We start from the raw sequence: 25,151 nt of genomic DNA, 5'->3' as shown, positions 1-25,151 counted from the left end.
TAGGAGAAATTAAATGATGAAAGCATGGAAAAGTATTTTTGTTTTATGTAGTTTTCTTCTTATGTTAAGTGGTTGCTTCCATCAAGAAGAAAAGAAGGCAGAACCTAAGAAGAAAGAATCTATTCCAGAAACAAAAGAGTATGGTGGGCGTGAGCTTAAAAAAGTAGGACAAAAAGTGAAAGAAAAAGGGTGGGGGACATTTGAATTAGAACAGATTCATTCTGTGAATCAGACATTTGAAGTAGCCCCAATGAAAATTCACGTACAAGACGTTAAAGTTATCTCATTATCACAAATGAGCAAAGATGCAAAAAATACATTGAAAGTGTATACTGCATTAACTCCTGAAGAAGTAAAGCGTAGATTAGGAGATAAAGTGAGTCAAGAAGACGCTGAATTATATGCATCGTTAAGTGGAACAGAGATTAGCGATACGATTCGGTATGTTGAAATTACATATAAGGTAGAGAATAGTGGAAATAAGAACATGCAATTCTTCTCTATGAATGATGTTATTATTAATGACAAACAGCATTTTAATGTAGCGACTCAAAACTTTTTATATGAAGAAGACACACTTGTAGGCACAAAGAGTGTATCAAGGGAAGATTATAAGCCTGGTGAGACACGAGAAGGAATTATCGGTTTAATACTCGATGATGGAAAAGAGAAGGTAAAGGATATTAAGTTTACAACAGATGATTTAGCAGTGGGAGATACTCATGAAGCTGTTAAAGAGCCACAAACTTTCAATATCTCATTTTCTAAGTAAGGTGTGTACTTTAAACGAAAACAGTCAGCATAAAAAGTTATGCTGACTGTTTTTTTAGCTCTTTCACATATGAATCTACACTTTGAAAAGGTACTGTAATTTTAAAAGCATCTTTTTGCTCGTTAAATTGTTTTTCATTATAAGGACCGAATCGTTTATTATGCTTTACATCGATAATCCAATAATGTTCACTTTTTTTATTTGTAATTGCTGCGTCAGGATTATTTGGATCTGATTTTTCCTCAATTTGTTTTGTGATAATGTATTTATCGTCCCAAGCAATTTCTGTAATTTTTGCAGGGATGTATTGTGTAGCATATACAGCATCCTGAGAGGGGAAAAGTTCAAATGCATCTCCAGAAGTATGTATGAGTTCATATTCATCGTTAATTGTATAAGTTAAATGGTTTGTATTGCCTGTACAACCTGTTAATAAGAGTGCGGCAAATAGGATTATCCATCTTTTCAATATGGGAACCTCCTTTACAATGCTGTTGTAACACATTGTACAAGAAAAGTAAGCGAAACGCCAGTTTACAATGTTTTTTAGAAGTGGTACGATGAAACGGGTAAAGAAGGATATGAAGGAGTCGACACAAAATGAAGTTAAAGATGCATCGTCCAGCGCTTGTAATGAATCGCATAGGTGCTTCCCTTATTGACATGTTTTTAATCTCAGTTACGTACGGTGCAGTAGTAGCTATTATTACCGGGAACTATAGTGCTATTTTCAATCGTTTTAATATAAGTTTAGGTGACTATAGATATGACCTTACACTTGTTTTCGTATTAATGGCTATAAATTTTATTGTGTTACCTTTTCTTTGGAACGGTTCTACACTTGGTAAAAAGGTAACAAGAACAAAAATAATCTCGTTAACAAGTGAAAAACTAACGTTACAAACATTAATAATACGATTTTTGGTATTATTATTACCAAGCATATTATTACTTGGAGTTCCATTAATATGCAATGTATATATGATGTTATTCCGCAAAGATAATTGTGGCTTCCATGATTTAATTGCAAAGACGAAAGTGATGAGTCTTGTATAATTAATATTTAAATTATAGGTGCTACTAATGAAATAAGACTTTTTATTGTTTGTATATAAAAAGTCTTATTTTTAATTTCGTAAAAAATTTGATTATATAGGGAGGATATCTCCTATATAGTACCTTCCATATTACTGAAGGATGTTTAAAGAAGCGGTAGCTAATTCAAACACCCTATTTCCGTTTTGAATAGATTGAAAATTAAGAGAATGGTATAATGGATATAAATAATATCGTTATATAACAAAGGGGGATTTGCAATGACTGGAGGTAGCTTAATATTTTGGGGAATTCTTATTTTTATTGGTTTAACCTTCGATCAGTATAATAGTAAGAAAAAAAAAGAAACAAACAAGTAATCGCTTACAAGTTGTCGAGTTAACTTTTCCTGCTTGCGGATTAATCTAATAAAAGAGTATACTGAATGACGGTAAGACTTATAGAAGGGGTAATGAAAATGAAGCTTGCAGGAAAGGTTGCCATTGTAACTGGTGGTGGCATCGGTATTGGACGTAGTACAGCTCTTTTGTTGGCTAAGCAAGGCGCAAAAGTAATTGTGACGGACATTGATCAAGAAAGTGGACAAGCAACAGCTGAGGAAATTACGAATCTAGGCGGAGAGGCACTTTTTGTATCCTACGATATGGGAAAACAAGGAGATTGGCAACGTGTTATCAGTTTTGCTATGGAGGCATATAGTCGTGTTGATATGCTTTTTCAAAATGCTGGTCTGTATAAAATAGATTCTATTTTTTCTCGCCAACAAGAGAACGATTCCAATGTACTTTGTATTAATGACGTTTGGATAGAGATAAAACAATTAACGTCATCTTTTATGAAACAGCAAGAAGAAGTGGTGCTCAGTGATTTACCAGTTTTCGGTATTATTAGCACGAGAGGACAATCATTTCATACAATAGAAGCCCTAGTATAATAATGGAAAACCGCCCTCAGTATATATGTGGACGGTTTTTTTGTGTGTATTTTCAGCCATTCTAATTTCTTATCGTATAAGTAGAAACTATACAGAATACAAGTGATTTCGTACCCACTATTTTCTTTGTTTTAATTTGGCACGGGGTAGGAAGAGAATTTGACCGTTTCTATGCATGGCTAGGTTCTCTTTTCTACCTAAAAAAGAAGGTGTTGTATTTGCATGTATACTTAGCGAATACGTTGTTCGGTTTGACTATCAAAGAAATGTGCTTTATTCATATCAAAAGCAAGGTTAATTTGGTCACCAGGTGAAAAGATATGTCTTGCATCAACACGTGCTGCAAAATCTTGATTTCCAAGTTTCATATATAAAATGGATTCAGCCCCTAACAACTCTGCAACTTCAATTTTTGTTGTGAAAGTAGTAGATTGTGAAGCTTCTAAAAATAATAGTTCATCATGAATATCTTCTGGACGAATACCTAAAACAATTTCTTTATTTACATAGCCTTGTTCGCGTAATAACTTCATTTTTCCTTCAGATACTTTAATCTTTAGTGAACTGTCTATAACGAAATCGGTTTCAGTTAATTTTCCACGGAAGAAATTCATTGCGGGTGAACCGATAAAACCACCAACGAAAATATTTTCAGGTGTTTCATATACTTCTTTTGGAGTTCCAATTTGTTGGATTTTTCCGTCTTTCATAACAACAAGACGGGAAGCCATTGTCATTGCCTCAGTTTGATCATGTGTTACATAAATTGTCGTTGTACCAAGGCGGTGGTGTAATTTAGAAATTTCTGATCGCATTGCAACACGTAGTTTAGCGTCTAAGTTTGATAATGGTTCATCCATTAAGAAGACTTTAGCGTCTCGAACAATCGCTCTACCTAATGCGACACGTTGGCGTTGTCCACCTGATAAAGCTTTCGGTTTTCTATCTAAATATTGTTCAAGCCCTAAAATTTGAGCTGCATGTTTCACTCGACGGTCGATTTCATCTTTCGGTATTTTTCGAAGTTTTAATCCAAATGCCATATTATCATACACACTCATATGTGGATAAAGAGCGTAGTTTTGGAAGACCATTGCGATATCTCGATCTTTTGGAGGAACATCGTTCATTAGCTTACCATCAATTGAAAATTCTCCTTTTGAAATATCTTCAAGTCCAGCTACCATTCGTAGTGTTGTAGATTTTCCACAGCCAGAAGGACCAACGAATACGATAAATTCTTTATCTTGAATGTGTAAATTAAAATCTGTTACGGCTGTTACGTTATTATCATATATTTTATAAATATTTTCTAATTTAAGTTCTGCCATGATATTTCCCCCTAGAAAGTTTATGCAAACGTTTTCTTTGGATTTATTATAAACGAATAGATCCAAAAAAGAAATAAAAACACTATAAAAAAATAAAACGTTTTCATTATTCCTATGAATATATAATAAGTTCCACATGTTTTATCAGAAAAAGAAAATAAATATTGTAAGCGCTATTTTAAATTTGGATAGAATCTGTTATCATTCAGTAATGAAAACGTTTGCGCCTTGGAAAAAAAGAAAAAAGAATCAATAGTATAGATGAAATGGGGTAGCATAATGGAAAAACAATGGTGGAAAGAAAGTGTAGTATATCAAATTTATCCTCGTAGTTTTATGGATAGTAACGGTGATGGCGTAGGGGATCTTCGTGGTATTCTTTCAAAGCTAGATTACTTAAAAGAACTAGGTATTGATGTAATTTGGTTATCACCAGTCTATGAATCTCCAAACGATGATAATGGTTACGATATAAGTGATTATTGTAAAATTATGAATGAGTTCGGAACAATGGAAGACTGGGATGAACTATTACATGAAATGCATAAACGTAATATGAGACTTATGATGGACTTAGTTGTTAATCATACTTCAGATGAACATAATTGGTTTATTGAATCACGTAAATCAAAAGAAAATAAATATAGAGACTATTATATATGGCGTCCTGGAAATGAAGGGAACGAGCCGAATAACTGGGGAGCAGCATTTAGTGGCTCTGCATGGCAATATGATGAAATGACAGATGAATATTATTTGCATCTGTTTTCTAAAAAACAGCCAGATTTAAACTGGGATAATGAAAAGGTAAGACAAGATGTTTATGACATGATGAAGTTTTGGTTAGAAAAAGGAATTGATGGGTTCCGTATGGATGTTATTAATTTTATTTCTAAAGAAGATGGCTTACCAGCTGTTGAAACGGATGAAGAAGGATATGTTTCAGGGCATAAACATTTTATGAACGGTCCGAACATTCATAAGTATTTGCATGAAATGAATGAAGACGTATTGTCTCAGTATGACATTATGACGGTTGGGGAAATGCCTGGTGTAACGACAGAAGAAGCTAAATTGTATACAGGAGAAGCTAGAAAAGAACTGCAAATGGTATTCCAATTTGAACATATGGATTTAGATTCTGGAGAAGGTGGGAAATGGGATGTAAAACCATGCTCACTTATTACTTTGAAACAAAATTTAACAAAGTGGCAAAAAGCATTAGAACAAACAGGCTGGAATAGCCTTTATTGGAATAACCATGACCAGCCTCGCGTTGTATCTCGTTTTGGTAATGATGGAGCTTATCATACTGAATCAGCAAAAATGTTAGCGACAGTGCTTCATATGATGAAAGGGACACCATATATTTATCAAGGAGAAGAAATCGGAATGACCAATGTTCGATTTGAATCGATTGATGAATATCGAGATATTGAAACATTAAATATGTATAAAGAAAAAGTTATAGAGCGCGGCGAAGATATAGATAAAGTGATGCAGTCTATATATATAAAGGGCCGAGATAATGCTAGAACCCCGATGCAGTGGGATGATAGAGAACATGCTGGATTCACAACGGGTGAGCCTTGGATTGCGGTAAACCCTAACTACAAAGAGATTAATGTGAAACATGCAATCCAAGACGAAGAATCGATTTTTTATTACTATAAAAAATTGATTGAGTTACGCAAAAACAATGAAATAGTTGTGTATGGAACATATGATTTAATACTAGAAAATAACCCTTCTATTTTTGCTTATGTAAGAACATATGAAGAAGAAAAGCTTCTGGTGATTGCAAACTTCACTGCAGATGAATGTGTATTTGAATTGCCTGAGGATATTATTTATAGTGAATCAGAGTTATTAATATACAATTATGACGTAGAAAATGTATCGATAGAAAACATTACGTTACGACCATATGAAGCAATGGTATTTAAATTGAAATAAGAAAAAGCCTTATGCCACCCTGGCATAAGGCTTTTACTATTACCATTTTAAAATAGAGAATCCATACGGTGGAAGTGTAACTTGTAATACACTTGCTTCCGCTGAAAATTCTTCGTTTGTATAAATGTTAATTATTTTCTTCCTGGTAATATGAAGAGGGAGTGAAGTTGTAACTTCACTGTTAGTAGGATTTAAAACGAAAAAGATAGTTTCATCTTCATATGTTTTTGTATAAGAAATATAATTATGTTCATCATTTGCCTCAATGAATTGAAAAGTACCATTTCCTCCAAATGCTTTATGTTGTTTCCGTAATGAAATTAATGTTTGTATATGTGTAAATAAAAGAGTATCTTGTTCTTTTTCATCCCATATCATACATTTGCGGCAGCCAGGGTCCATTCCACCATCCATACCGATTTCATCGCCGTAATAAATACAAGGAGAACCGATGAAAGAAAGGTGAAATACATAGAGTAACTTTAACTTATTTTTATCCCCGTTACATGTTGCTAAAATTCTAGGTGTGTCATGACTGTCTAATAAATGAAATGCCGCTTCATTTACATTCATAGAGTAGGAATGTAGAGAATCGGTAATTTGTTTCATAAATTCACTTGCATGAATGGATTCGTTAGCAAAGTAAGAAAGTAGAGCGTTTGTAACAGGATAGCTCATTACAGCATCAAATTGGTCACCTTGTAGCCATGGGAGTGCATCGTGCCAAATTTCACCTAAAATATATACTTCAGGATTTAGTGCTTTTATTTCACTTCGGAATTCTCTCCAAAAACTGTGATCGACTTCATTTGCTACATCAAGGCGCCAACCGTCTATATTGAATTCTCTTACCCAATAACGCCCTACTTCAAGTAAATATTCTTTTACATCTGGGTGTGCTGTATTTAATTTAGGCATATACGGTGTAAATGCGAAAGTATCATAATTAGGAAGTGGATCGGTTATAATTGGAAATTCATGAATATGGAACCAATCTTTATAGGCGGAATTTTCACCTTGTTCCAGCACGTCTTGAAATTTATCAAAGAAGTACCCGCTATGATTAAAAACAGCATCGAGCATTACTTTTATACCACGTTTATGACACGCTTCAATGAGTTCTTTGAAAGTTTCTTTCGTCCCAAATTGTGGATCGATTTCCATGTAATCAATTGTGTCATATTTATGATTCGAATGAGCTTTGAAAATAGGAGTGAAATATATTCCGGAAATTCCAAGCTTCACAAGGTAATCAAGGTTTTGAATAATACCAGCAAAATCTCCGCCGAAAAAATTAGTTGGAGTTGGTTCGGTACTTCCCCAAGGAAGGGTGTTTGCAGGATTTAATGTGCTATCCCCGTTAGCGAATCGTTCCGGGAAAATTTGATACCATACTGTGTCTTTAATCCAGGATGGTGCCCTGAAAACGTCTTTTGCATGAATGAATGGAAAGCAGAAAAAGTTACCGACATCGTCATTTGGAATATTAGAAAAAAATCCTCTTTCTGTATAAATAAGAGTTTCTACGTCGTTTTTTAATTCGAATCCATAACGTAAGCGTTTAAATTTCGGTTTGATTGAAACCGACCAATAATCAAATAACTCAGTAGATCCGGTTTTTTTCATTGGTGTACTTGCTGTAATCCATTTCCCGTCCTGCCATTCGTACGGATCCCCGTAGATGAGAGCGGCGCTGTGAACATCATCTCTTTTTGTGTGTATTCGGATGTGAATTGTTTTTTCGTCGTAAGCGTATGCATAATTATCTTTTGGCCTATGATAGATCGCTTCTTTAAGCATATAGAAAATCCCCCTTTAATATCTCTATACATATAGTTCCCGTAAATGAAATAATAAAGATTATGTTGCAAACGATTGCTTTCCACATAACTTTAATATTGCTTATAAGAGTAGTATTCATTTTATGTAAAGTCAATGAATAAAGAGTATGATAAGATTATTTTGAAAATTAATATTTGCAAAATGAATAAAAGGATGTATAATGATAGACAAATAGCGCAAACGTTTTCATAGATTTAGATATTGTTTGCGCTTCTATTAAACAATCAAATGCAAACGTTTTCAATTAAAGAGGTACATAGACAATTTAGGGAGGTTTTTGGGATGAAGAAAGCATTATCACTATTAACGATTTCAGCATTGTCAATTGGCATGTTATCTGCATGTGGACCGAAAGATTCAGGAAAAAAAGAGGAAAGTAAAGCGAAGAAAGACTATGATCTTCTCGTTTGGGAAGATGATAAAAAAGGTGTTGGTTTAGAACCAGCAGTGAAAAGCTTTGAGGAAAAATATAAAGTAAAAGTAAAAGTTGTTGAAATGCAAATGACAGATCAAGTGAAGAAGTTACGTCTTGATGGACCAGCGGGGACGGGACCAGATGTTGTAACATTGCCACACGATCAAATCGGAAATGCAGTAACAGAAGGCTTACTTTCTGAAGTAAAAGCAGATGATGCTGTGAAGAGTAAATTTACTGACTTATCAATAAAGGCACAAACATACAACGGGAAATTATATGGTTTACCAAAAGCAATTGAAACACCAATTTTTATTTACAATAAAAAATTAATGCAAAAAGCTCCAGAAACGATGGACGAGCTATTTAACTTCTCAAAAGACTTTACGAAGGATGGCAAGTACGGATTTTTAACATTAGGAGATAACTTCTACTTTGCTAACGCGTTTATGGCAGGTATGGGCGGATATGTATTTGGTGAGAAAGACGGAAAGCCAAATGCAAGTGATGTTGGATTAAATAATAGCGGAGCAGTACAGGGTGCTGAATATCTTCAAAAATGGTACAAAGAAAAGTTATTCCCGAAAGGTATTATCGGTGAATCTGGTGGCCCGGCTGCTGATGGATTATTCAATGAAGGAAAAGCAGCATCTATTATGAACGGACCGTGGGCGTTCCAAGCGATGGAAAAGAACGGAATTGATTATGGTGTTGCTCCAATGCCGAAATTACCAAATGGTCAACCGATGAAAACATTTGTTGGGGTAAAAGGATGGCATGTAACAAGCTTCTCTAAACAAAATGATTTAGCTACAAAATTCACTGAGTGGGTAACGAACGAAGAAAACGCAAAAATTAGATTTGAGAAGACAAAAGAAATTCCTCCAGTAAAATCAGTAATGGAAGATCCAATTATTAAAGATAATGAAGCTGCAAAAGCAGTTGCAACTCAATCAGAAAATGGAATTCCAATGCCGAATATTCCAGAAATGCAAGAAGTATGGAAACCAGCTGGAGACGCTCTTCAGTTAGTTGTTACAGATAAAGAGGCACCAAAAGCCGCGCTTGATAGTGCAGTGAAACAAATTAAAGGAAATATTGAGGCAAATCATAGTAAGCAAAAATAAGGTGAAATTCGTGCCTCTAATATGAGAGGCACGAATTCTCTCCCTTCCAAGTAGGAAGAAAAAAGGGGGAAGGAACATGCAAACATCTATGGAACCAATGAAAGATATGAACGGTTCGAAACATAGGAAAATGGCGACCATGTTATCTATTATTCCAGGCATGGGCCAAATATATAATAAACAATATGTAAAAGGTCTTATTCTTCTAGTATTAACAGGTTCATTTATTGTAGCATTTGCTGATTTGTTAAATATTGGATTATGGGGAATTGTAACGCTCGGTACAGAAGTTCCACGTGACCATTCTGTCTTTCTATTAGTAGAAGGGATTTTGGCACTTATCGTCATAGTGTTCGGACTTGGAATATATGGATTTAACTTATATGATGCATACCAAAATGGGAAGAAACGTGATATAGGAACACCATTAAACTCAGTAAAAGAGCAATACCGTAACTTATTAGATCAAGGTTTTCCATATTTAATGGTTTCACCAGGATTTCTATTACTTATCTTTGTAGTTGTATTTCCAATCATTTTTGTAATCTTAATTGGATTTACGAACTATGACTTATATCACTCTCCTCCAGCTAAATTAGTAGATTGGGTGGGCTTTAAAAACTTTATTGATATTTTCACATTACCAATGTGGAGAGAGACATTTTTAAGTGTATTTTCTTGGACTGTCATTTGGACATTTGTTGCAACAACATTACAAGTTGCACTTGGTATTTTCTTAGCGATTATCGTAAATCAGCCTGGTATTAAAGGTAAGGCAATTATTCGAACAATCTTCATTTTACCGTGGGCTGTTCCAGCATTCGTATCTATTCTTGTCTTTTCGGGTATGTTTAATGAAACATTTGGAGCAATTAATAATCAAGTATTAGCTTTATTCGGGATTGAAAAGATTGCTTGGATGACAGATCCGTTTTGGGCGAAGATTGCTTTAATTATGATCCAAACGTGGCTCGGTTTCCCATTCGTTTTTGCAATGACAACAGGTATATTGCAATCGATTCCAGGAGAATTATATGAAGCTGCTACAGTAGATGGAGCAACTGCTTGGCAACAGTTCCGCAAAATTACATTGCCACTTGTTTTATACGCAACAGCACCAATTTTAATTACACAATATACGTTTAACTTTAATAACTTTAGTATCATTTATCTATTTAACGGCGGAGGTCCTGCTGTAGCGGGGCAAGATGCAGGTGGAACGGATATTTTAATTTCATGGATTTATAAGTTAACGATGACTTCAGCGCAGTACGGAAAAGCAGCAGCTCTTACAATGATTTTATCGTTAATCGTTATTACAGTTGCGTTATGGCAATTTAAGAGAACAAAATCATTCCAAGAAGAGGATATGATGTAAATGAATATTAAACGACAAAAGATGTTACGTCTTTCATTAAGTTATTTGGTTATCTTCATAATGTGTGCGATTATTTTCTATCCATTACTATGGATTATTGGTTCATCGTTTAATCCAGGAGATAGTTTGTCTGGTTCTAGCATTATTCCGAAAAATGCTACGTTAGATCATTATCGTAAGCTACTTGATCTTGATTCAAGTAAGTACTTACTTTGGTATAAAAATACGTTAAAAGTTAGTGTTATGACGATGATTTTTTCTGTGTTAGCAATTAGCTTTACTGCTTATGCATTTTCGAGATATCGTTTTGTCGGAAGAAAAAATGGTTTATTAACATTTTTAATTCTACAAATGATTCCGAACTTTGCAGCGTTAATCGCACTATACGTATTAGCGCAGTTAACAGGATTAATTGATACACATCTTGCATTAATTTTCATTTATGTAGGTGGAGCAATTCCAATGAATACTTGGCTAATGAAAGGGTATTTTGATACGATTCCGAAAGAGTTGGATGAGTCAGCCCGCATGGATGGAGCAGGGCACTTCCGTATTTTTTGGCAAATCATTATGCCGCTTGCAAAGCCAATCGTAGCGGTTGTAGCATTATTCACTTTCATCGGTCCATTTACAGATTTCATTTTAGCAAGTATTATTTTACGCACGCCGGAAAATTACACTTTAGCAGTTGGATTATATGAAATGGTAGCGAAAAAATTTGGTAATGAATTTACGACGTTTGCAGCGGGTTCAGTATTAATTGCAATACCAATTTCGATTTTATTCCTATCATTACAAAAATACTTCATTTCTGGTTTAACAGCTGGTGGTACGAAAGGATGAAAATGGGACATTACGTCCCATTTCTCTTTTCATCTCTCTATAAAAGGATTTGTAGGGAGATGAAAAGAGATTTGACATTAAATGTGAAAAAATGTGAAATAAATAGTATATTATAGTATAGGAAAAAAGAGCTATATCCCTTACAATACATGGAGAGGGAGAATAAGATGATTTTTGCAAGATAAAACAAAGTGATGAAAGTTTACGACTTCTCCTATTACTTGCACCGATTGCAAGATAACAATATATGAAATATGGCAGAGAAGTGAGAGGGGGGATTTTTATGACAGTTACAATTAAAGATGTGGCGAAGAAGGCAAATGTTGCACCATCGACAGTTTCCCGTGTAATTGCTGATAATCCAAGTATAAGTGAAAAGACAAAGCGCCGTGTTCGAAAAGTGATGAGTGAACTAGGCTATCACCCAAATTTAAATGCAAGAAACCTTGCAAATCAAACAACGAAAACACTTGGGCTCGTTATGCCGAGCTCAGCAAGTAAAGCTTTTCAAAATCCATTTTTCCCAGAAGTTATAAGAGGAATTAGTTCATTTGCACATATGGAAGGGTATGCGCTCTATATGTCGACAGGTGAAACGGAGGACGAAATTTTTAATGGTGTTGTAAAGATGGTACAAGGGCGCCAAATTGGTGGAATTATTCTTTTGTATTCAAGAGAAAACGATCGGATCATTCAATATCTGCATAATCAAAATTTCCCGTTTGTCTTAATCGGAAAACCATATGATCGAAAAGATGAAATTACATATGTAGATAATGATAATTATACAGCCGCAAGAGAAGTAGCCGAGTATTTAATTTCATTAGGGCATAAACAAATCGCATTCATTGGTGGGGGATCAGATTTACTTGTAACGAGAGATCGTTTGGCAGGTATGAGTGATGCTTTGAAATTAGGAGATATTCTACTACCGAAAGAGTACATTTTACATTTTGATTTTTCAAGAGAGAGTGGTCAACAGGCTGTTGAGGAATTAATGGGACTAAAGCAACCACCAACAGCAATTATCGCAACTGATGATTTAATTGGACTTGGCGTACTAAGTGCACTTTCTAAAAAAGGGTTTGTTGTACCGAAAGATGTTTCTATTGTAAGTTTTAATAATGCTTTATTATCAGAAATTGCTAGTCCACCGCTTTCAACAGTTGATGTGAATATTTATCAATTAGGGTATGAAGCGGCAAAAGCTTTAGTTGATAAGGTAGAGCATTCTGAGTCTACTTCAAAATGCATTATTATTCCGCATAAATTATTGAAGCGCCAAACTTGTGATCATTATGCGTAAAAAAAGCTAAGAGTTTAACTCTTAGCTTTTTGCTTTAGAAAGGCTTCTAAACGGTCGCAGCCTTCTTTTAAAGTTTCCATACTATAAGCATAGGAAAGGCGAAGGTAGCCTTCACCATATTCAGAAAATGCCGTTCCAGGAACGACGGCCAGCCCAGCTTCTTTTACAAGATCAAGTGCAAAATCAAATGATGAAGATGTTAAGTTTCCGACATATGGGAATAAATAAAATGCACCCGTTGGCTTCTCGACTGTTAAGTCCATTTGAATGAGTCTATTATATACGTAATCACGGCGCTTTTTATATTGATGACGCATCATCTTAGGTGCATCTTTAGCAGCTGTTAACGCTTCAATTGCAGCATGTTGGGCGATTGAATTAGCGCATGTCACATTGTATTGATGAACTTTTAATATATGATTTGCTAAATAATTAGGAGCAAATAAAAATCCAATACGCCATCCTGTCATAGAATGTGATTTGGCTAAGCCATTAATGACAATAGTCTTCTCACGCATTTCTGGGAATTGAGCAATAGATGTGTGTTGCCCTTCATATACAAGTTCGCTATAAATTTCATCGGAAAGAACGAAAATATTCTTATCTTTTAAGATAGATACAATATCTTCTAATTCTTCTTTTGATAAGGTAACACCAGTTGGATTAGAAGGATACGGTAAAACGACGCATCTTGTTCGTTCTGTAATTGCATTTTGCAGAGCTTCAGCTGTTAAACGAAATCCAGTTTCACGAACATCTATAAAAATGGGAGTTGCACCGCATAGTCGAATAATCGGCTCGTAACCAGGATAAATAGGAGCAGGTAAAATCACTTCCGTTCCTGGCTCTAAAATTGTTCGAAATGCAACATCAATCGCTTCACTAGCACCGATTGTAACGATGGTTTCGTTTTCAGGTGAATAATGTAAATCGTAATTATCTTTTACAAAGTTACAAGCCGCCTCGCGTAATTCTAGTAAACCAGCGTTATGTGTATAGCTTGTATAATTTTCTGTAATGGCCCGTTTAGCAGCTTCTTTTACTAAAGAAGGTGTAGGGAAGTCGGGTTGCCCAATTGTTAAAGAGATGAGATTATCATAGTTTTGAATCATGTTAGAGAACTGACGGATTCCAGAAATTTGGATGTCCTTCACTCTAGGATTAATGAATTGTTCCATTGTATCTCCCTTTCTTCCGTTTGAAAATTAAGTTCATTTTATCATATTTTTAACTATTACGCTTTGTTTATAAAATTCCCCCGCTATTTTTAAAATTCAGTGGAAGTAAGAAATTATGTGAGGATCCAAATGTCCATAAGAGTATAAGTTGTGTGAGTTAATTAAAGTTTCACTCCATTTGTTTAAGCATAAACAAAAAAAAAGCCGCTGCAAGCGACTTTTAATAACCGTATTCCCAATCTATTTCATCTTCGTTCCAAAGTACGGAAGATACTCTGCCAAGATGGACAACGGATTCATTTACAGCACATGTACAATCTTCTTCCCCTGCTTTATGTTGCAATTCTTCGTATACTGATTTTTCAACGTTTTCTAGCACAACCAAATTTTCTTCTTTTAAAACAAGCGTAGTACCCGCCATATTTATCTTCCTCCTACTAAAGTAATGATCACTTATTTGTAAACATAGATAGTATGGATTATATGCTGTATTTTGCAATAGTTGTCCGTCTAGTGAAGTGTTTTTTATTTTCTTTGTAATCCGTATTCATTGTATACTGCACGAAGGAAATTTGGTACAGGGTTTACAATCATTTCGGAAATTTGTAACATTTATTATTAGTTGTTAACAAATAATTAACAAAAATGTTAAGAAAAATCGAAATTTTAAAACAAATAGAGTTGTAAAATGATATAATCATATCAAAATACATATAGGGGATGACAGGCTATGGAGCTGATTCGTGATTTAATGATCCAAATTGCCATCATTATTTTACCACTATTTTTATATGAAGCGATTCGTTTAAATCGTTATCAAGAAATGCTTCCGAAGCCTAATCGCTACTTTATTATGTTTTTATCTAGCGTTACACTCGTTCTCTCCATGACATACTCTATTTGTTTTGGTACCGTTTGCGGATACAATTTCCATCCAATCCCAATTGTTAGTGGTTTTTTATATGGTGGGATTGTTGGGCTCATCCCTGCCATTATTTTTGTTGCATATGAATGGATTTCTAAGGGGCTCAGTTGGTTGCCTATCGTAGAAGTTATATTTCTTTCGATAATTCCATTGTTTTTGTCAAAGAAATGGTCTCTGTTTTCAAGAGATAAGAAGCTAATATTAGCTTTTATGATTGCATCATTTTATGTTCTTGTTTCATTAGTAGTCGGGATGTTGAATGTCCTTTTAGAAACAGGTTTTACACCGTACATATCTAATCTATATAGTGGGTATATATTTGCATCACTTATTATGGTTATGACAATGGTATTTCAAGTGTATTTGACTGAGTATTTAAACGAAAATGCATTATTGCGTACAGAAATGCAAAAATCAGAAAAACTTAATATTATAAGTGAGTTAGCTGCAAGTGTTGCACATGAAGTTCGAAACCCTCTCACTGTTGTACGAGGGTTTATTCAATTGCTAGAGAGTACGGAAGACGTAAAAAACAAAGATTATATGCGTCTCGTATTAGCTGAACTGGATCGTGCTGAACAGATTATTTCAGATTATTTAAATTTAGCAAGGCCTCAAATTGAAAAAAAAGAACATATTTGTTTATCAGCACAATTAATTGAAATGACAACTCTTATGTCATCATTTGCAGCGATGCAGGGCGTTTATTTGCAAGTTGAGATTTCTGAGAGCCTTTATACTATCGGCGATAAGGCGAAATTGAAGCAAGCTATTATGAATGTTGTTAAAAACGGTATTGAAGCAATTCAAGGAAACAAAGGGTATTTAAAAGTAACGGCTATTCAAAAAGATGAAATGATAGTAATAAGAGTTAAAGATAGTGGTGTTGGAATGACAAAAGAACAGTTAGCAAGGCTTGGACAACCGTATTATTCTTTAAAAGAAAAAGGAACAGGATTAGGTCTTATGGTAACATTTAGTATTTTACAAGCGCATAATGGTACATTGGAATATAAAAGTGAAAGCGGAAAAGGAACTGAAGCTATTATTATATTGCCAGCTGTACGATATAAGGAATAAAAGTTACCGGTAGAAGGTAACTTTTTATTTTATCTTGCATTAGAAAAATATACGAAATTTCATTCATTCATTTATTTTATCTTGTTTTGTTCGAACGAATAAACTTTTAAATGATTGAAAGAAGCTTTGCTCTTTTGAGGCGGCGACTAATTTTTTTGTTTCTTGAATTTCGCGAATAACTTGCATAAGTTGTGCATCGCGGTTGCTATCTTTATTGTAAATTTGATTGACAAGTTTATTCATTTTTTCTTCTTGTTTGGATTCTCGCTTATACATATGATTCATTAATAAGTCCATCTTTTCTTTTTGGAGTGCATCTGTTTGAGCGGCGTGAACAACTAGCTCTTGTAACATTTTTTCTTGAGAGCCTTCTTTTACATAAACTTGTTGCATTAGTTCATCTAATTTCTCGTCTTTTAAACGATTTTGTGTAATGAGAGTAGAGTTTTGATGAATAATTGCTTCATTTAATTGAGCAAGCATTTCAAGTTTTAACATGAACTCCTCAAAGTTACGTCCATCTTCTTTCGGTTGTATCTCTTGTTTATCTTGAATAACAGGGACAGGTGGGGCCTCTTTTTCTTTTAAAATAATAGGTATTGTTTCTGAAATGTCTTCTTGTAATGTAGCAGCTCTTTCATGTATAGATTTCAATAGTTTTAAATCATCCAATTTATAAATACGAGCATCAGCTGTTTTGGAAATAATATAACCGTGTTCCTCTAAGAGTTGGCTATATTTTCGGACTATATGTTTTGGGATACCTGTTTTATTTGTAACATCTTTCGTTTTATAAATAGCTTCCATGATAGTTCCTCCCCAAAAAGTATCGTATATATCATTTCAATCTTTTATGAGGACTTCCTTTGAAAAAGAATGTCGGAAGGTTATTAGTTTTCTACAGCATTAGTGAAAAGATGAGGAAAAATGAATGTTTTTGGCGAAATGGAGAGGAAGAGCTAAAATAATGTCTGAAAACATACATAGAAGAAGTTTGTTATAATAACTGAGGAAAAGAAATTGGTAGGAACACGGAGGTACACATGAAGCAATTTAAAGGTATTATCATTTCAATTATTGCAATTCTTTCTCTTTTGGTAGCGGTATATGAAGTACTTGTGCCAGAGGAGACAAGTACTAAAAAAACAACTACGTATGATCAAATTCTAGAGTTCCCGAAAGAACGATATCCAGAGACCGGGAAACATATAACGGATGCTATAAAAGAAGGGCATTCAGAAATGTGCACAATTGATCGTAATGGTGCAGCGGATAGAAGGAAATTATCGCTAGCGCCATATCCGACGAAGAAAGGTTATGATCGTGATGAATGGCCGATGGCGATGTGTAAGGAGGGTGGAAAAGGAGCCCATATTGAATATATAAGTCCAGCAGATAACCGCGGTGCAGGTTCTTGGGTAGGGAATAAGCTAGACAAATATCCAGATGGTACGCGTGTGAAATTTGAAGTGAAATAGTAATTGGCGTACATTTCATAGTGGAGGAGAGGGGTAGTTATGGAATTAACAATTTCATATTCGCAATTAATGATAATGAATTATGATGGTCAGCAGCCTTATGTAGATTGGACTCCTGAAGATTTTGAAAGAGGCTATGCTGAGGTGGATGGAGCTATTATTTTTGAAGCAATCTCTGACTATACTTGTGAAGTAGAAGTTACTTGCGGAAATCATATTGAGAAAGAAGAAGTGGTTAGAACGATATCAGTTCCTTTCACAGTGAAGAATGAAGAAGTATATATAACAAGTATTCTTTCTAATAAATTGCATATTCCTATTCCTAACGGGGAATATATGATAGTCTTGCAGGCAACTCCTCTTGAAGAGCCAACAGACGATGAATTGTATAAAGTACAATACGACTTCTATTTTGAGAGTGTAGAATAAAAAAACGTGTTATCCTTTTTGAAGGATAACACGTTTTTTTATTATGCGTTTGTTTTTAGGAGAGAACGAGCGTCTTTTGCTGCCTGAACCATGTGCTCTAAAGCAGGTATAACTTCCTCAGTTCTTCGTGTTTTTAAACCACAGTCTGGATTAATCCAGAAATATTTAGGATCACATACTTGTAAAGATTGTTCTAAGATTGCGAACATTTCATCTTTACTTGGGACACGTGGGCTATGAATATCATATACACCTAGACCAATTCCTTTTTCATATGTTGTATGTTTTAATGTATTAATAAATTCTCCATGACTTCTTGATGTTTCGATAGAAATAACATCTGCATCTAATGCACGAATTGCATCTACAATATCTTCGAAGTTACTGTAACACATATGAGTATGAATTTGTGTTTCATTTTCTACAGAAGATGTTGCTAAAAGGAATGATTGAACTGCCCATGTAATGTATGCATCCCAATCTTTTTCTTTTAACGGCATACCTTCACGAAGTGCAGGCTCATCGACTTGGATTACTCTAATTCCGGAAGATTCAAGTAATTCAATTTCATGACGAAGTGCTAATGCAATTTGATATGAAACTTCTTTTCTTGAAATATCATTTCGAACGAATGACCAATTTAAAATAGTGACAGGTCCAGTGAGCATACCTTTTACTACTTTCTCTGTTAAGCTTTGTGCATATACAGTTTCTTTAATAGTCATTCCACTTATAAAGGCAACATCACCATAAATAACAGGTGGTTTTACGCAACGGGAACCGTATGATTGTACCCATCCGTTTTTAGTAAAGGAGAAACCAGCAAGTCTTTCGCCAAAATATTCCACCATGTCAGTTCTTTCGAATTCACCATGTACTAGTACATCAAGACCAATATCTTCTTGGTAACGAATCCACTTTGCAGTTTCTTGTTCAATGAATTGATTATATTGTTCATTTGTAATATCGCCGTTACGCCACTGTTTACGTGTTTGACGAACTTCAGATGTTTGCGGGAAGCTACCGATAGTTGTTGTTGGTAACAACGGTAATTGTAAAGCTACTTGCTGTAGTTCATATCGTTTTTCAAATGGAAGGGGACGTGAGAAATCATCTTCTTTAAGTGATGTACGTGCCACTTTTACATCTTCACGATTACGTGCAGCTGATGAGCGGATTGCATGATGTGCATTACGATATGTTGTCAAATCGCTACTTATGCTTTCTACACCTTTAGTAAGAGCAGAATGGATAAGGACTAGTTCTTCTAATTTTTGATTAGCAAATGCAAGTGCATCAAATAATTCAGTTGCTAAGTGCGTTTCTCCCGTTTTATCAATTGGAGTATGCAATAAGCTACAAGAAGGTTGAACAATGAAACCTTTTGCTGTGATTTGATTTTGTAATGTTGTAAATAAAGAAAGTACATCATCAAGATCAGCTCTCCAAATGTTACGGCCATCTATACAACCGATAGCTAAAATTTTATCAGCTGGGAATCCATATTTTGAAATAGCATTTACATTACCTTCTTTGCCATGAACAAAGTCTAATCCAATACCAGAAACAGGGAATGTAATGATTTCTTCATAGTTCTCTTCTACACTATCAAAATATGTTTGTAGAAGAAGATTAGCATTCGGAACTTCTTTATGAATAGCTTCGTAAAGTTCTTTCGCTTGATTAATTTCATCTTTTGTTAAAGATGCGAAGATTGGTTCGTCAACTTGAATAATTTGTGCTCCAGCTGCGTGTAATTCAGAGAATAATTGTACATAAGGTGCAACTAGCTCTTTTAAAATAGTGGCAAATTGCTCTTCGTTATAACCTTTTGCTAGTTTTAGGAATGTATAAGGTCCTAAAATAACTGGTTTTCCATCAACACCTAACTCTTTTTTCGCTTCTTCATATAAACGAAGAGGACGATTGTCTTTTAAAGAGATTTGTAATCCTTCTTCATATTCAGGAACAATGTAATGATAGTTTGTGTTAAACCATTTTGTCATTTCAGAAGCAACATGATCTTTAGAGCCGCGTGCCATTGCAAAATATACATCAAGGTAAGAGGTAAACTCTGAAAAACGTGACGGGATGAATCCTAACATGTAGGCCGTATCCAGAACGTGGTCATAATATGTAAAATCGCCAACTGGAATTAATTCAATTCCTTTTTCTTGCTGTACTTTGACGTGTTGAAGGCGAATTTCTTTCATTGTCGTTAAAAATTGTTCTTCATCAATTTTATTGGACCAAAAAGCTTCCAATGTTTTTTTCCACTCTCGTTGTAGTCCGATACGTGGATAACCTAAGTTACTTGTTTGAATTGCCATTTTAAATTCCTCCCTAATTGAAAGTAAGCATTTCCGTTTACTCGGAAATACCTATAACAAAAAGCATAAAGGCATAGAAAAATAAGCCTTCCTTTTTGTTTTTAACACCTCATCATCATCCGTGAGTCTATCAGTGTTGTTAAAACAGGCAGGTCTCCTGACTTATGCTTTATATAATTTCTTTCACCTTCCCGTTTTCACAGTGGCATAGAAAAGAAATCTCAGCATTTACAGTGGCGGGACCGTGTTGGAGTTTCACCAATCTTCCCTTTTAAACACGAAACGAAATTTCCGTGTACCTATTTTCCTTTTGAAAGGAATTTAACAAGCGATATGATATTGAAACAAATTCTAACACAATTTTTTGAATTTTGTCCACTGTTTTAAAAAGAGAAAATTCTAAAGTTTTTTATTAATTATTATTTTAAATATTCTGATTTTTATAAGTGGAGAAAAGGTGTGAGAATTGAAATAAATTGTGGTTAAGTTTCCGAAGAAGAGGGCTATCTTCTTCGGAAACTTAACCTTCATCAATATCAATTTCTGAAAGCCGTCCTGCCACTGCATCTGTAAGGAGGGTGTTTAACCATTGTAATTCAACGGTAATATGCTCAATAACGCTTTGTAAAATGTATAGTTGTGCACGTGGAATGTTCCCTTTGCTACAATCGTATATAGTTTGCATTTTATGTAAATATTGAACGGTATCATTTTTCTTTTTTTCTAAAATAGGAACTAACTCTCGATCATCACCAAAATGAGCAAAAGAGAGTGCGGAATAGATCGGTTTATATATTTGGTTTTTTGCTTCGAACTGTTTTAATAGTAACGTGTGAAATAGCCGTTTACCTTCTTCTGTTATATGAAAGATTGTTTTATCTGGTCTATTCGTATCTCGAACAATAGTTGTAATGCGAATTGCGCCTTGCTTTTCTAATTGCTCGAAGGCGTAGTACAGTGATCCTTTTGCGTATTTAATATAACAATCCATGTGTCGTTCTTTCATAATGTGCTGCACTTCATATGGATGTTTATCTCCTTCGAGTAGCAAGCCGAGAATGACTAATTTCATACTCATGCTGTCTCAACTCCTGTATATAGAAACTTTATATATATTATAAACGGCATATCCTTTTTCATAAAGGGATATGCCGTTTCTTTTTTCTATACTAACTTACTTTCTTTTGTTTTTGTTTCGTTTCTGGTCCTGTGAAGAGGCGCTCATTTCCCATAAGCAAAATACAAATAATACTTAGTATGGCCGGAATAAGTGCCCAGAAGAACGTATTAGCAATAGATGTTGCAAGAGCCTCCTTAATTCCGCTCAGTACTTCAGGAGGTAGCTTTTCAGTAGCATTTGGTGATAATAAAAAGCTTGTGTCTCCACCTTTAGGAGCCATTTTTGCTAGTTCAGGAGGGAAGACTGCTTTTAATTTATCAGTGAAAACATGATTTTGAATTGTACCGAAAATCGTTACACCAAGAGTCATACCGAGTGAACGGAAGAATGAATTTGTTGATGTAGCAGAACCGCGATCTCTCATTTCTAGTTTGTGAATAGATGCCATACTTAAAACTGAGAAGGAGAATCCAACTCCAAGTCCAGCAAGTACCATAAACATTGTTACGAGTGTACGAGGTGTTTCCATTGTTAAAGTACTTAGTAAATAAATACCAAGAACGAAGAAAACTCCAGATACTATCATGATGTTACGATAACTTGTTCGTGAAGCTAACTGTCCACCAGTTTGACTTCCAATTACAGAACCTACCATCATAGGTGTCAAAATTAATCCAGCATTTGAGGCTGAACCACCGAGAACACCTTGAACGAAGATTGGAATATAAACTGTACAGATGATAAAAGCTGCGCCATAGAAAAAGGCAACACCTTGGCTAGCTGCAAATAAAGGTTTTTTAAATAAATGGAAAGAAATAATAGGCTCGGTTGCGTTTCTTTCTACGAAGAAGAAAATAATAAGCATAATAATAACAGTTGAAAATAAACCAATAATCACATTAGAGTTCCATGCATATTCCTTACCACCAAGTTCTAGGGCAAACATTAAGCAAATGATACTAATGACAAGTGTAATGGCACCAGCCCAGTCAATTTTTTGTTTTCTATATTCTAGAGACTCGTTATAGTATTTAGTAATGAAGAAGAAGGAAATAAGTCCTAATGGAATATTAATATAGAAGACCCAGTGCCAACTTATATAATCTGTAATGTAAGCACCTAATAAAGGTCCGAAAACACTAGATGTTCCGAAAACAGCACCAAATAGTCCGGTCATTTTTCCGCGTTTTTCAGGCGGGAATATATCATACATAATTGTAAATGCGATAGGCATAAGAGCTCCGCCACCAATTCCTTGAATGGCTCTATAAATACTTAGTTGTTCAATACTTGATGCTGTCCCGCAAAGTGCAGAACCGAATAAGAAAAGAATTAGTCCGCCAATATAAAAACGTTTCCGCCCGTACATATCAGAAAGCTTACCGAATATAGGCATTCCGGCCATTGTTGCTACCATGTAGGCAGATGTGACCCAAACGAATTTGTCGAACCCTCCTAAGTCTCCGACAATCGTTGCCATCGCAGTTGCGACGATTGTGTTATCCATTGCTGCCATTAGAATACCAAGTAGTAAACCAGCAACAACAAATTTTGTTTTACTTGAATCTTTTTTTGAAAGTTGTGCTTCCAAATATAGCCCTCCTTTAATGAAAATTAAACTAACTTAAGTTTTTTAGTGCAATGCGTACAAACTTTATGTACAGTTTGTATCGTTCCCTCTTCATTTATAAAAAATTGCATTGACATGATATAAAGGATGGAAATCATAAATTATATTATAGTCAAATTTGACTAAAAGGTAAATGTTTTCTTAAGCCAAAGTATTTTATTATATTGACGAAAAGAGAGAGTAAGAATTTATTTTTTTATGTAGTTACGGAAGGAAATTGTAAAAAAATATTTAATTAAAGAATAACCTGTGTCAACCTATTAAAAATGGTTTTTTCTTTATATTGTCGAATAGGATAAAAGGAAAAGAAAAATTTAAAATGGTTTGTAACAAGCTCAATATTTTTTCTTAGTGTAGTTTATTGCATCGAGAGGCAGAATAAATTTGTATAGATGATACATCTGGAATGAGGTGAATATATTATGAAAATATGGAAACGAATTTCGGATCAAGGAAGGTATTCTATACCGTTACAGCCGGTTTTGTGGATTGATGGTTCTAAAAAGGATACGGAAGCATCTAATGTAGCAGTCACATTGCAAATCCGTAGTATGTATAAAGAAAAATTTTCATATGAGATAATCTATGATGTTAATGACATACTAATTATTCGACTTGAAGTTGAAAACAAAGGTGTTGAAATGATTTCGCGAGTAGTTGTAAGTCATATGATTCGTGATTATTTCGCGTATATCCCAAACTCTTTAAAAGCAGATAAGGGAATAAGTGAGTTTTTATTTCAGCTTGTAAGGTGGCGAATCGATAATCTATCGCCGAGTGAAAGGGTAGAATTAATTTGTCAAATAAAAGCAAATAAAGATAAAGCTCCTCCCAATTCATTATTTCAGGCTACATATACATTTCAATATAAAGGAGTATCATATGGACCGCTACAAACAAATGAAGTGGTTGTCAGAAAATGATAAGAAGGAACCTGTGCGAAAGGTTCCATCTTTAATGAAGATTGTGCTTCTTGAGTAATTTCTTTTGTTCCACTCCTTTTTTTCCAACATAGTTATTTTTGTATCCAAAATATAGAATGAATAGAAATGAAATAACATTTACTAGAGCGTCAATTTGATCGTTTGTAATGAAGTTTATTCCGAAAGAGTTAAATAGTAAGTTTAATGATAATAAAAAGCCAGCTAGTAAGCGCATAATATCTGATAGATTTTCTTTTTGAGGCATATAGGTCACTCCTTTCTAAAAACGATATATAGTATATATATGAAATAAAATAGAAAAGGTATACGAGCTTAAGTAGAAATGTACATGGAATATGTACATTTTTTATTTTGTAGAAAAACATTATTGTTATAGAAGCATATATTAGTATAGAAGGGAGGGAAAGTATGAAATATAAAGGGAAAATAAGTGGATTACTACTTGGGAATACAGTGGCAGTTACAGAATGGATTGCGCTGCAGGACGTAATTACAAAACTGGATTCGCGATCATTTTATACCGTCTTTATTATTTATATATTGCAAATGATACTAAGCTATTATTTTGGACATTGGTACGATAAAAGAGCGAATGCGCGTGTAAATATTGAAGTAGGAGGAATGACAAATAACGATTTTGTCGTTGATTTTTTTGGGAAAGTAGCTGCTTTATCAGAAAGAGATTCTCGTAATATTACAGTGTATATTCTTTCCGTAAAAGAATGGGATGTATTAAAAGACACAGTGCAAGAAAAAAAGTTAGATGAGCTAGTCCAAAGAGTAGAACGTACAATTGTAAAGACAGTTCGAAAAGGCGATGTAGTTACGAGGTGGGATGAAAATAAATATGTTATCGTAGCTGTTGATAATGGCTATGAAAAGTCAACAATAACAAATCGATTAATCAAAAATATTCAAAATGAAATAGCGAATGATTTATTAAGTGTCACACTATTATTTGGGGCTGCAAGTTATCCGATAGAAGGGAAAACTTTTGAAGATTTGTTTAGAAAGGCACAAAATCAATTGTATAATTATAGAAACTTGCAAAGTCATGAATGAAACTTTGATTTGAAG

Annotated in this window: 24 protein-coding genes and 1 riboswitch; of the genes, 14 read left to right on the top strand and 10 right to left on the bottom strand. The window is 34.4% G+C overall.

All coding sequences use genetic code 11. The features are described from left to right. Positions 1–13: 13 nt before the first annotated feature. The gene (locus MHB76_RS18920; RefSeq protein ID WP_016106063.1) at positions 14–772 is read left to right on the top strand and encodes a hypothetical protein; all 759 of its coding nucleotides are present in this window, start codon (positions 14–16) and stop codon (positions 770–772) included. Positions 773–809: 37 nt separating this feature from the next. Here the strand turns inward: MHB76_RS18920 and MHB76_RS18915 are convergent, their stop codons facing one another. Then, positions 810–1,241 (bottom strand): DUF3997 domain-containing protein, encoded by a 432-nt coding sequence (locus MHB76_RS18915; RefSeq protein ID WP_002033805.1) that lies wholly within the window; start codon positions 1,239–1,241, stop codon positions 810–812. A gap of 131 nt (positions 1,242–1,372) precedes the next feature. Here MHB76_RS18915 and MHB76_RS18910 point away from each other — a divergent pair, with 131 nt between their 5' ends. The 3 genes from MHB76_RS18910 to MHB76_RS18900 all read left to right on the top strand — a co-directional run bounded on the left by MHB76_RS18910 (position 1,373) and on the right by MHB76_RS18900 (position 2,762). Beyond that, positions 1,373–1,828: an RDD family protein gene (locus MHB76_RS18910; protein WP_002014800.1), complete on the top strand. Its 456-nt coding sequence runs from the start codon at positions 1,373–1,375 to the stop codon at positions 1,826–1,828. Between the two features lie 260 nt (positions 1,829–2,088). Then, positions 2,089–2,187, top strand: coding sequence for a hypothetical protein (locus tag MHB76_RS18905; RefSeq protein ID WP_002145961.1), 99 nt, complete (start codon positions 2,089–2,091; stop codon positions 2,185–2,187). A gap of 65 nt (positions 2,188–2,252) precedes the next feature. Next, entirely contained in the window at positions 2,253–2,762 is a 510-nt protein-coding gene (locus MHB76_RS18900) for an SDR family NAD(P)-dependent oxidoreductase (RefSeq protein ID WP_033710801.1), read from the top strand. Between the two features lie 230 nt (positions 2,763–2,992). On the opposite strand, the gene MHB76_RS18895 is transcribed toward MHB76_RS18900, so the two are convergent. Beyond that, positions 2,993–4,093 (bottom strand): ABC transporter ATP-binding protein, encoded by a 1,101-nt coding sequence (locus tag MHB76_RS18895; RefSeq protein ID WP_002111551.1) that lies wholly within the window; start codon positions 4,091–4,093, stop codon positions 2,993–2,995. 279 nt (positions 4,094–4,372) lie between these two features. Here MHB76_RS18895 and MHB76_RS18890 point away from each other — a divergent pair, with 279 nt between their 5' ends. Continuing rightward, entirely contained in the window at positions 4,373–6,049 is a 1,677-nt protein-coding gene (locus MHB76_RS18890) for a glycoside hydrolase family 13 protein (RefSeq protein WP_139358317.1), read from the top strand. A gap of 39 nt (positions 6,050–6,088) precedes the next feature. On the opposite strand, the gene MHB76_RS18885 is transcribed toward MHB76_RS18890, so the two are convergent. Further along, positions 6,089–7,849 carry an alpha-glycosidase gene (locus MHB76_RS18885; protein WP_078172890.1) on the bottom strand — a complete coding sequence of 587 codons (1,761 nt, stop codon included), beginning with the start codon at positions 7,847–7,849 and terminating at the stop codon, positions 6,089–6,091. Positions 7,850–8,173: 324 nt separating this feature from the next. Between MHB76_RS18885 and MHB76_RS18880 the strand changes: the two genes are divergently transcribed. The 4 genes from MHB76_RS18880 (at position 8,174) to malR (ending at position 12,960) form a co-directional block, all read left to right on the top strand. After that, complete coding sequence (locus MHB76_RS18880) at positions 8,174–9,433, top strand: extracellular solute-binding protein (RefSeq protein ID WP_078172891.1); 1,260 nt, start codon at positions 8,174–8,176, stop codon at positions 9,431–9,433. Positions 9,434–9,509: 76 nt separating this feature from the next. After that, positions 9,510–10,811 (top strand): maltosaccharide ABC transporter permease MalC, encoded by a 1,302-nt coding sequence (gene malC / locus MHB76_RS18875; RefSeq protein WP_002160655.1) that lies wholly within the window; start codon positions 9,510–9,512, stop codon positions 10,809–10,811. Further along, positions 10,812–11,654, top strand: coding sequence for a maltosaccharide ABC transporter permease MalD (malD, locus tag MHB76_RS18870; RefSeq protein WP_078172892.1), 843 nt, complete (start codon positions 10,812–10,814; stop codon positions 11,652–11,654). A 283-nt stretch (positions 11,655–11,937) separates the two neighbouring features. Further along, positions 11,938–12,960 (top strand): maltose operon transcriptional repressor MalR, encoded by a 1,023-nt coding sequence (gene malR, locus MHB76_RS18865; protein WP_002160657.1) that lies wholly within the window; start codon positions 11,938–11,940, stop codon positions 12,958–12,960. A 14-nt stretch (positions 12,961–12,974) separates the two neighbouring features. Here malR and MHB76_RS18860 read toward each other — a convergent pair whose 3' ends face one another. Then, positions 12,975–14,138, bottom strand: a complete 1,164-nt coding sequence (locus MHB76_RS18860; protein ID WP_078172893.1) for an aminotransferase A — start codon at positions 14,136–14,138, stop codon at positions 12,975–12,977. 220 nt (positions 14,139–14,358) lie between these two features. Beyond that, positions 14,359–14,559: a hypothetical protein gene (locus MHB76_RS18855; RefSeq protein ID WP_002111542.1), complete on the bottom strand. Its 201-nt coding sequence runs from the start codon at positions 14,557–14,559 to the stop codon at positions 14,359–14,361. 309 nt (positions 14,560–14,868) lie between these two features. Here MHB76_RS18855 and kinB point away from each other — a divergent pair, with 309 nt between their 5' ends. Further along, positions 14,869–16,143, top strand: coding sequence for a sporulation sensor histidine kinase KinB (kinB, locus tag MHB76_RS18850; RefSeq protein ID WP_078172894.1), 1,275 nt, complete (start codon positions 14,869–14,871; stop codon positions 16,141–16,143). Between the two features lie 63 nt (positions 16,144–16,206). Here kinB and MHB76_RS18845 read toward each other — a convergent pair whose 3' ends face one another. Continuing rightward, positions 16,207–16,950, bottom strand: a complete 744-nt coding sequence (locus MHB76_RS18845) for a DUF3967 domain-containing protein (protein WP_002111539.1) — start codon at positions 16,948–16,950, stop codon at positions 16,207–16,209. Between the two features lie 236 nt (positions 16,951–17,186). Between MHB76_RS18845 and nucA the strand changes: the two genes are divergently transcribed. Together nucA and comJ are read left to right on the top strand one after the other, a co-directional pair. Further along, positions 17,187–17,621: a DNA-entry nuclease gene (gene nucA / locus MHB76_RS18840; protein WP_002014817.1), complete on the top strand. Its 435-nt coding sequence runs from the start codon at positions 17,187–17,189 to the stop codon at positions 17,619–17,621. Between the two features lie 39 nt (positions 17,622–17,660). Beyond that, complete coding sequence (gene comJ, locus MHB76_RS18835) at positions 17,661–18,050, top strand: competence protein ComJ (RefSeq protein ID WP_002111536.1); 390 nt, start codon at positions 17,661–17,663, stop codon at positions 18,048–18,050. A gap of 41 nt (positions 18,051–18,091) precedes the next feature. Here the strand turns inward: comJ and metE are convergent, their stop codons facing one another. The 3 genes from metE to MHB76_RS18820 all read right to left on the bottom strand — a co-directional run bounded on the left by metE (position 18,092) and on the right by MHB76_RS18820 (position 23,091). After that, a complete protein-coding gene (metE, locus tag MHB76_RS18830) occupies positions 18,092–20,380 on the bottom strand; it encodes a 5-methyltetrahydropteroyltriglutamate--homocysteine S-methyltransferase (RefSeq protein WP_002111534.1) in 2,289 nt (762 codons plus the stop codon). 130 nt (positions 20,381–20,510) lie between these two features. Next, a riboswitch (cobalamin riboswitch) is annotated at positions 20,511–20,698 on the bottom strand. A 202-nt stretch (positions 20,699–20,900) separates the two neighbouring features. Next, the gene (locus MHB76_RS18825) at positions 20,901–21,458 is read right to left on the bottom strand and encodes a PadR family transcriptional regulator (RefSeq protein ID WP_002160661.1); all 558 of its coding nucleotides are present in this window, start codon (positions 21,456–21,458) and stop codon (positions 20,901–20,903) included. A 91-nt stretch (positions 21,459–21,549) separates the two neighbouring features. Then, positions 21,550–23,091: an MDR family MFS transporter gene (locus MHB76_RS18820; protein WP_078172895.1), complete on the bottom strand. Its 1,542-nt coding sequence runs from the start codon at positions 23,089–23,091 to the stop codon at positions 21,550–21,552. A gap of 461 nt (positions 23,092–23,552) precedes the next feature. Between MHB76_RS18820 and MHB76_RS18815 the strand changes: the two genes are divergently transcribed. Then, a complete protein-coding gene (locus MHB76_RS18815; protein WP_002160663.1) occupies positions 23,553–24,053 on the top strand; it encodes a hypothetical protein in 501 nt (166 codons plus the stop codon). Positions 24,054–24,084: 31 nt separating this feature from the next. On the opposite strand, the gene MHB76_RS18810 is transcribed toward MHB76_RS18815, so the two are convergent. Further along, positions 24,085–24,318, bottom strand: a complete 234-nt coding sequence (locus MHB76_RS18810; RefSeq protein ID WP_002160664.1) for a phage holin — start codon at positions 24,316–24,318, stop codon at positions 24,085–24,087. 164 nt (positions 24,319–24,482) lie between these two features. On the opposite strand from MHB76_RS18810, the gene MHB76_RS18805 reads away from it, so the two are divergent. Then, positions 24,483–25,136 (top strand): diguanylate cyclase domain-containing protein, encoded by a 654-nt coding sequence (locus MHB76_RS18805; RefSeq protein ID WP_078172896.1) that lies wholly within the window; start codon positions 24,483–24,485, stop codon positions 25,134–25,136. Positions 25,137–25,151 lie beyond the last annotated feature (15 nt).

This window comes from Bacillus sp. FSL M7-1345 (assembly GCF_038006985.1).
Taxonomy (GTDB): domain Bacteria; phylum Bacillota; class Bacilli; order Bacillales; family Bacillaceae_G; genus Bacillus_A; species Bacillus_A cereus_U.
Note: the sequence above shows the minus strand (reverse complement) of the source record. Positions and strands in the feature narration are given on the sequence as shown.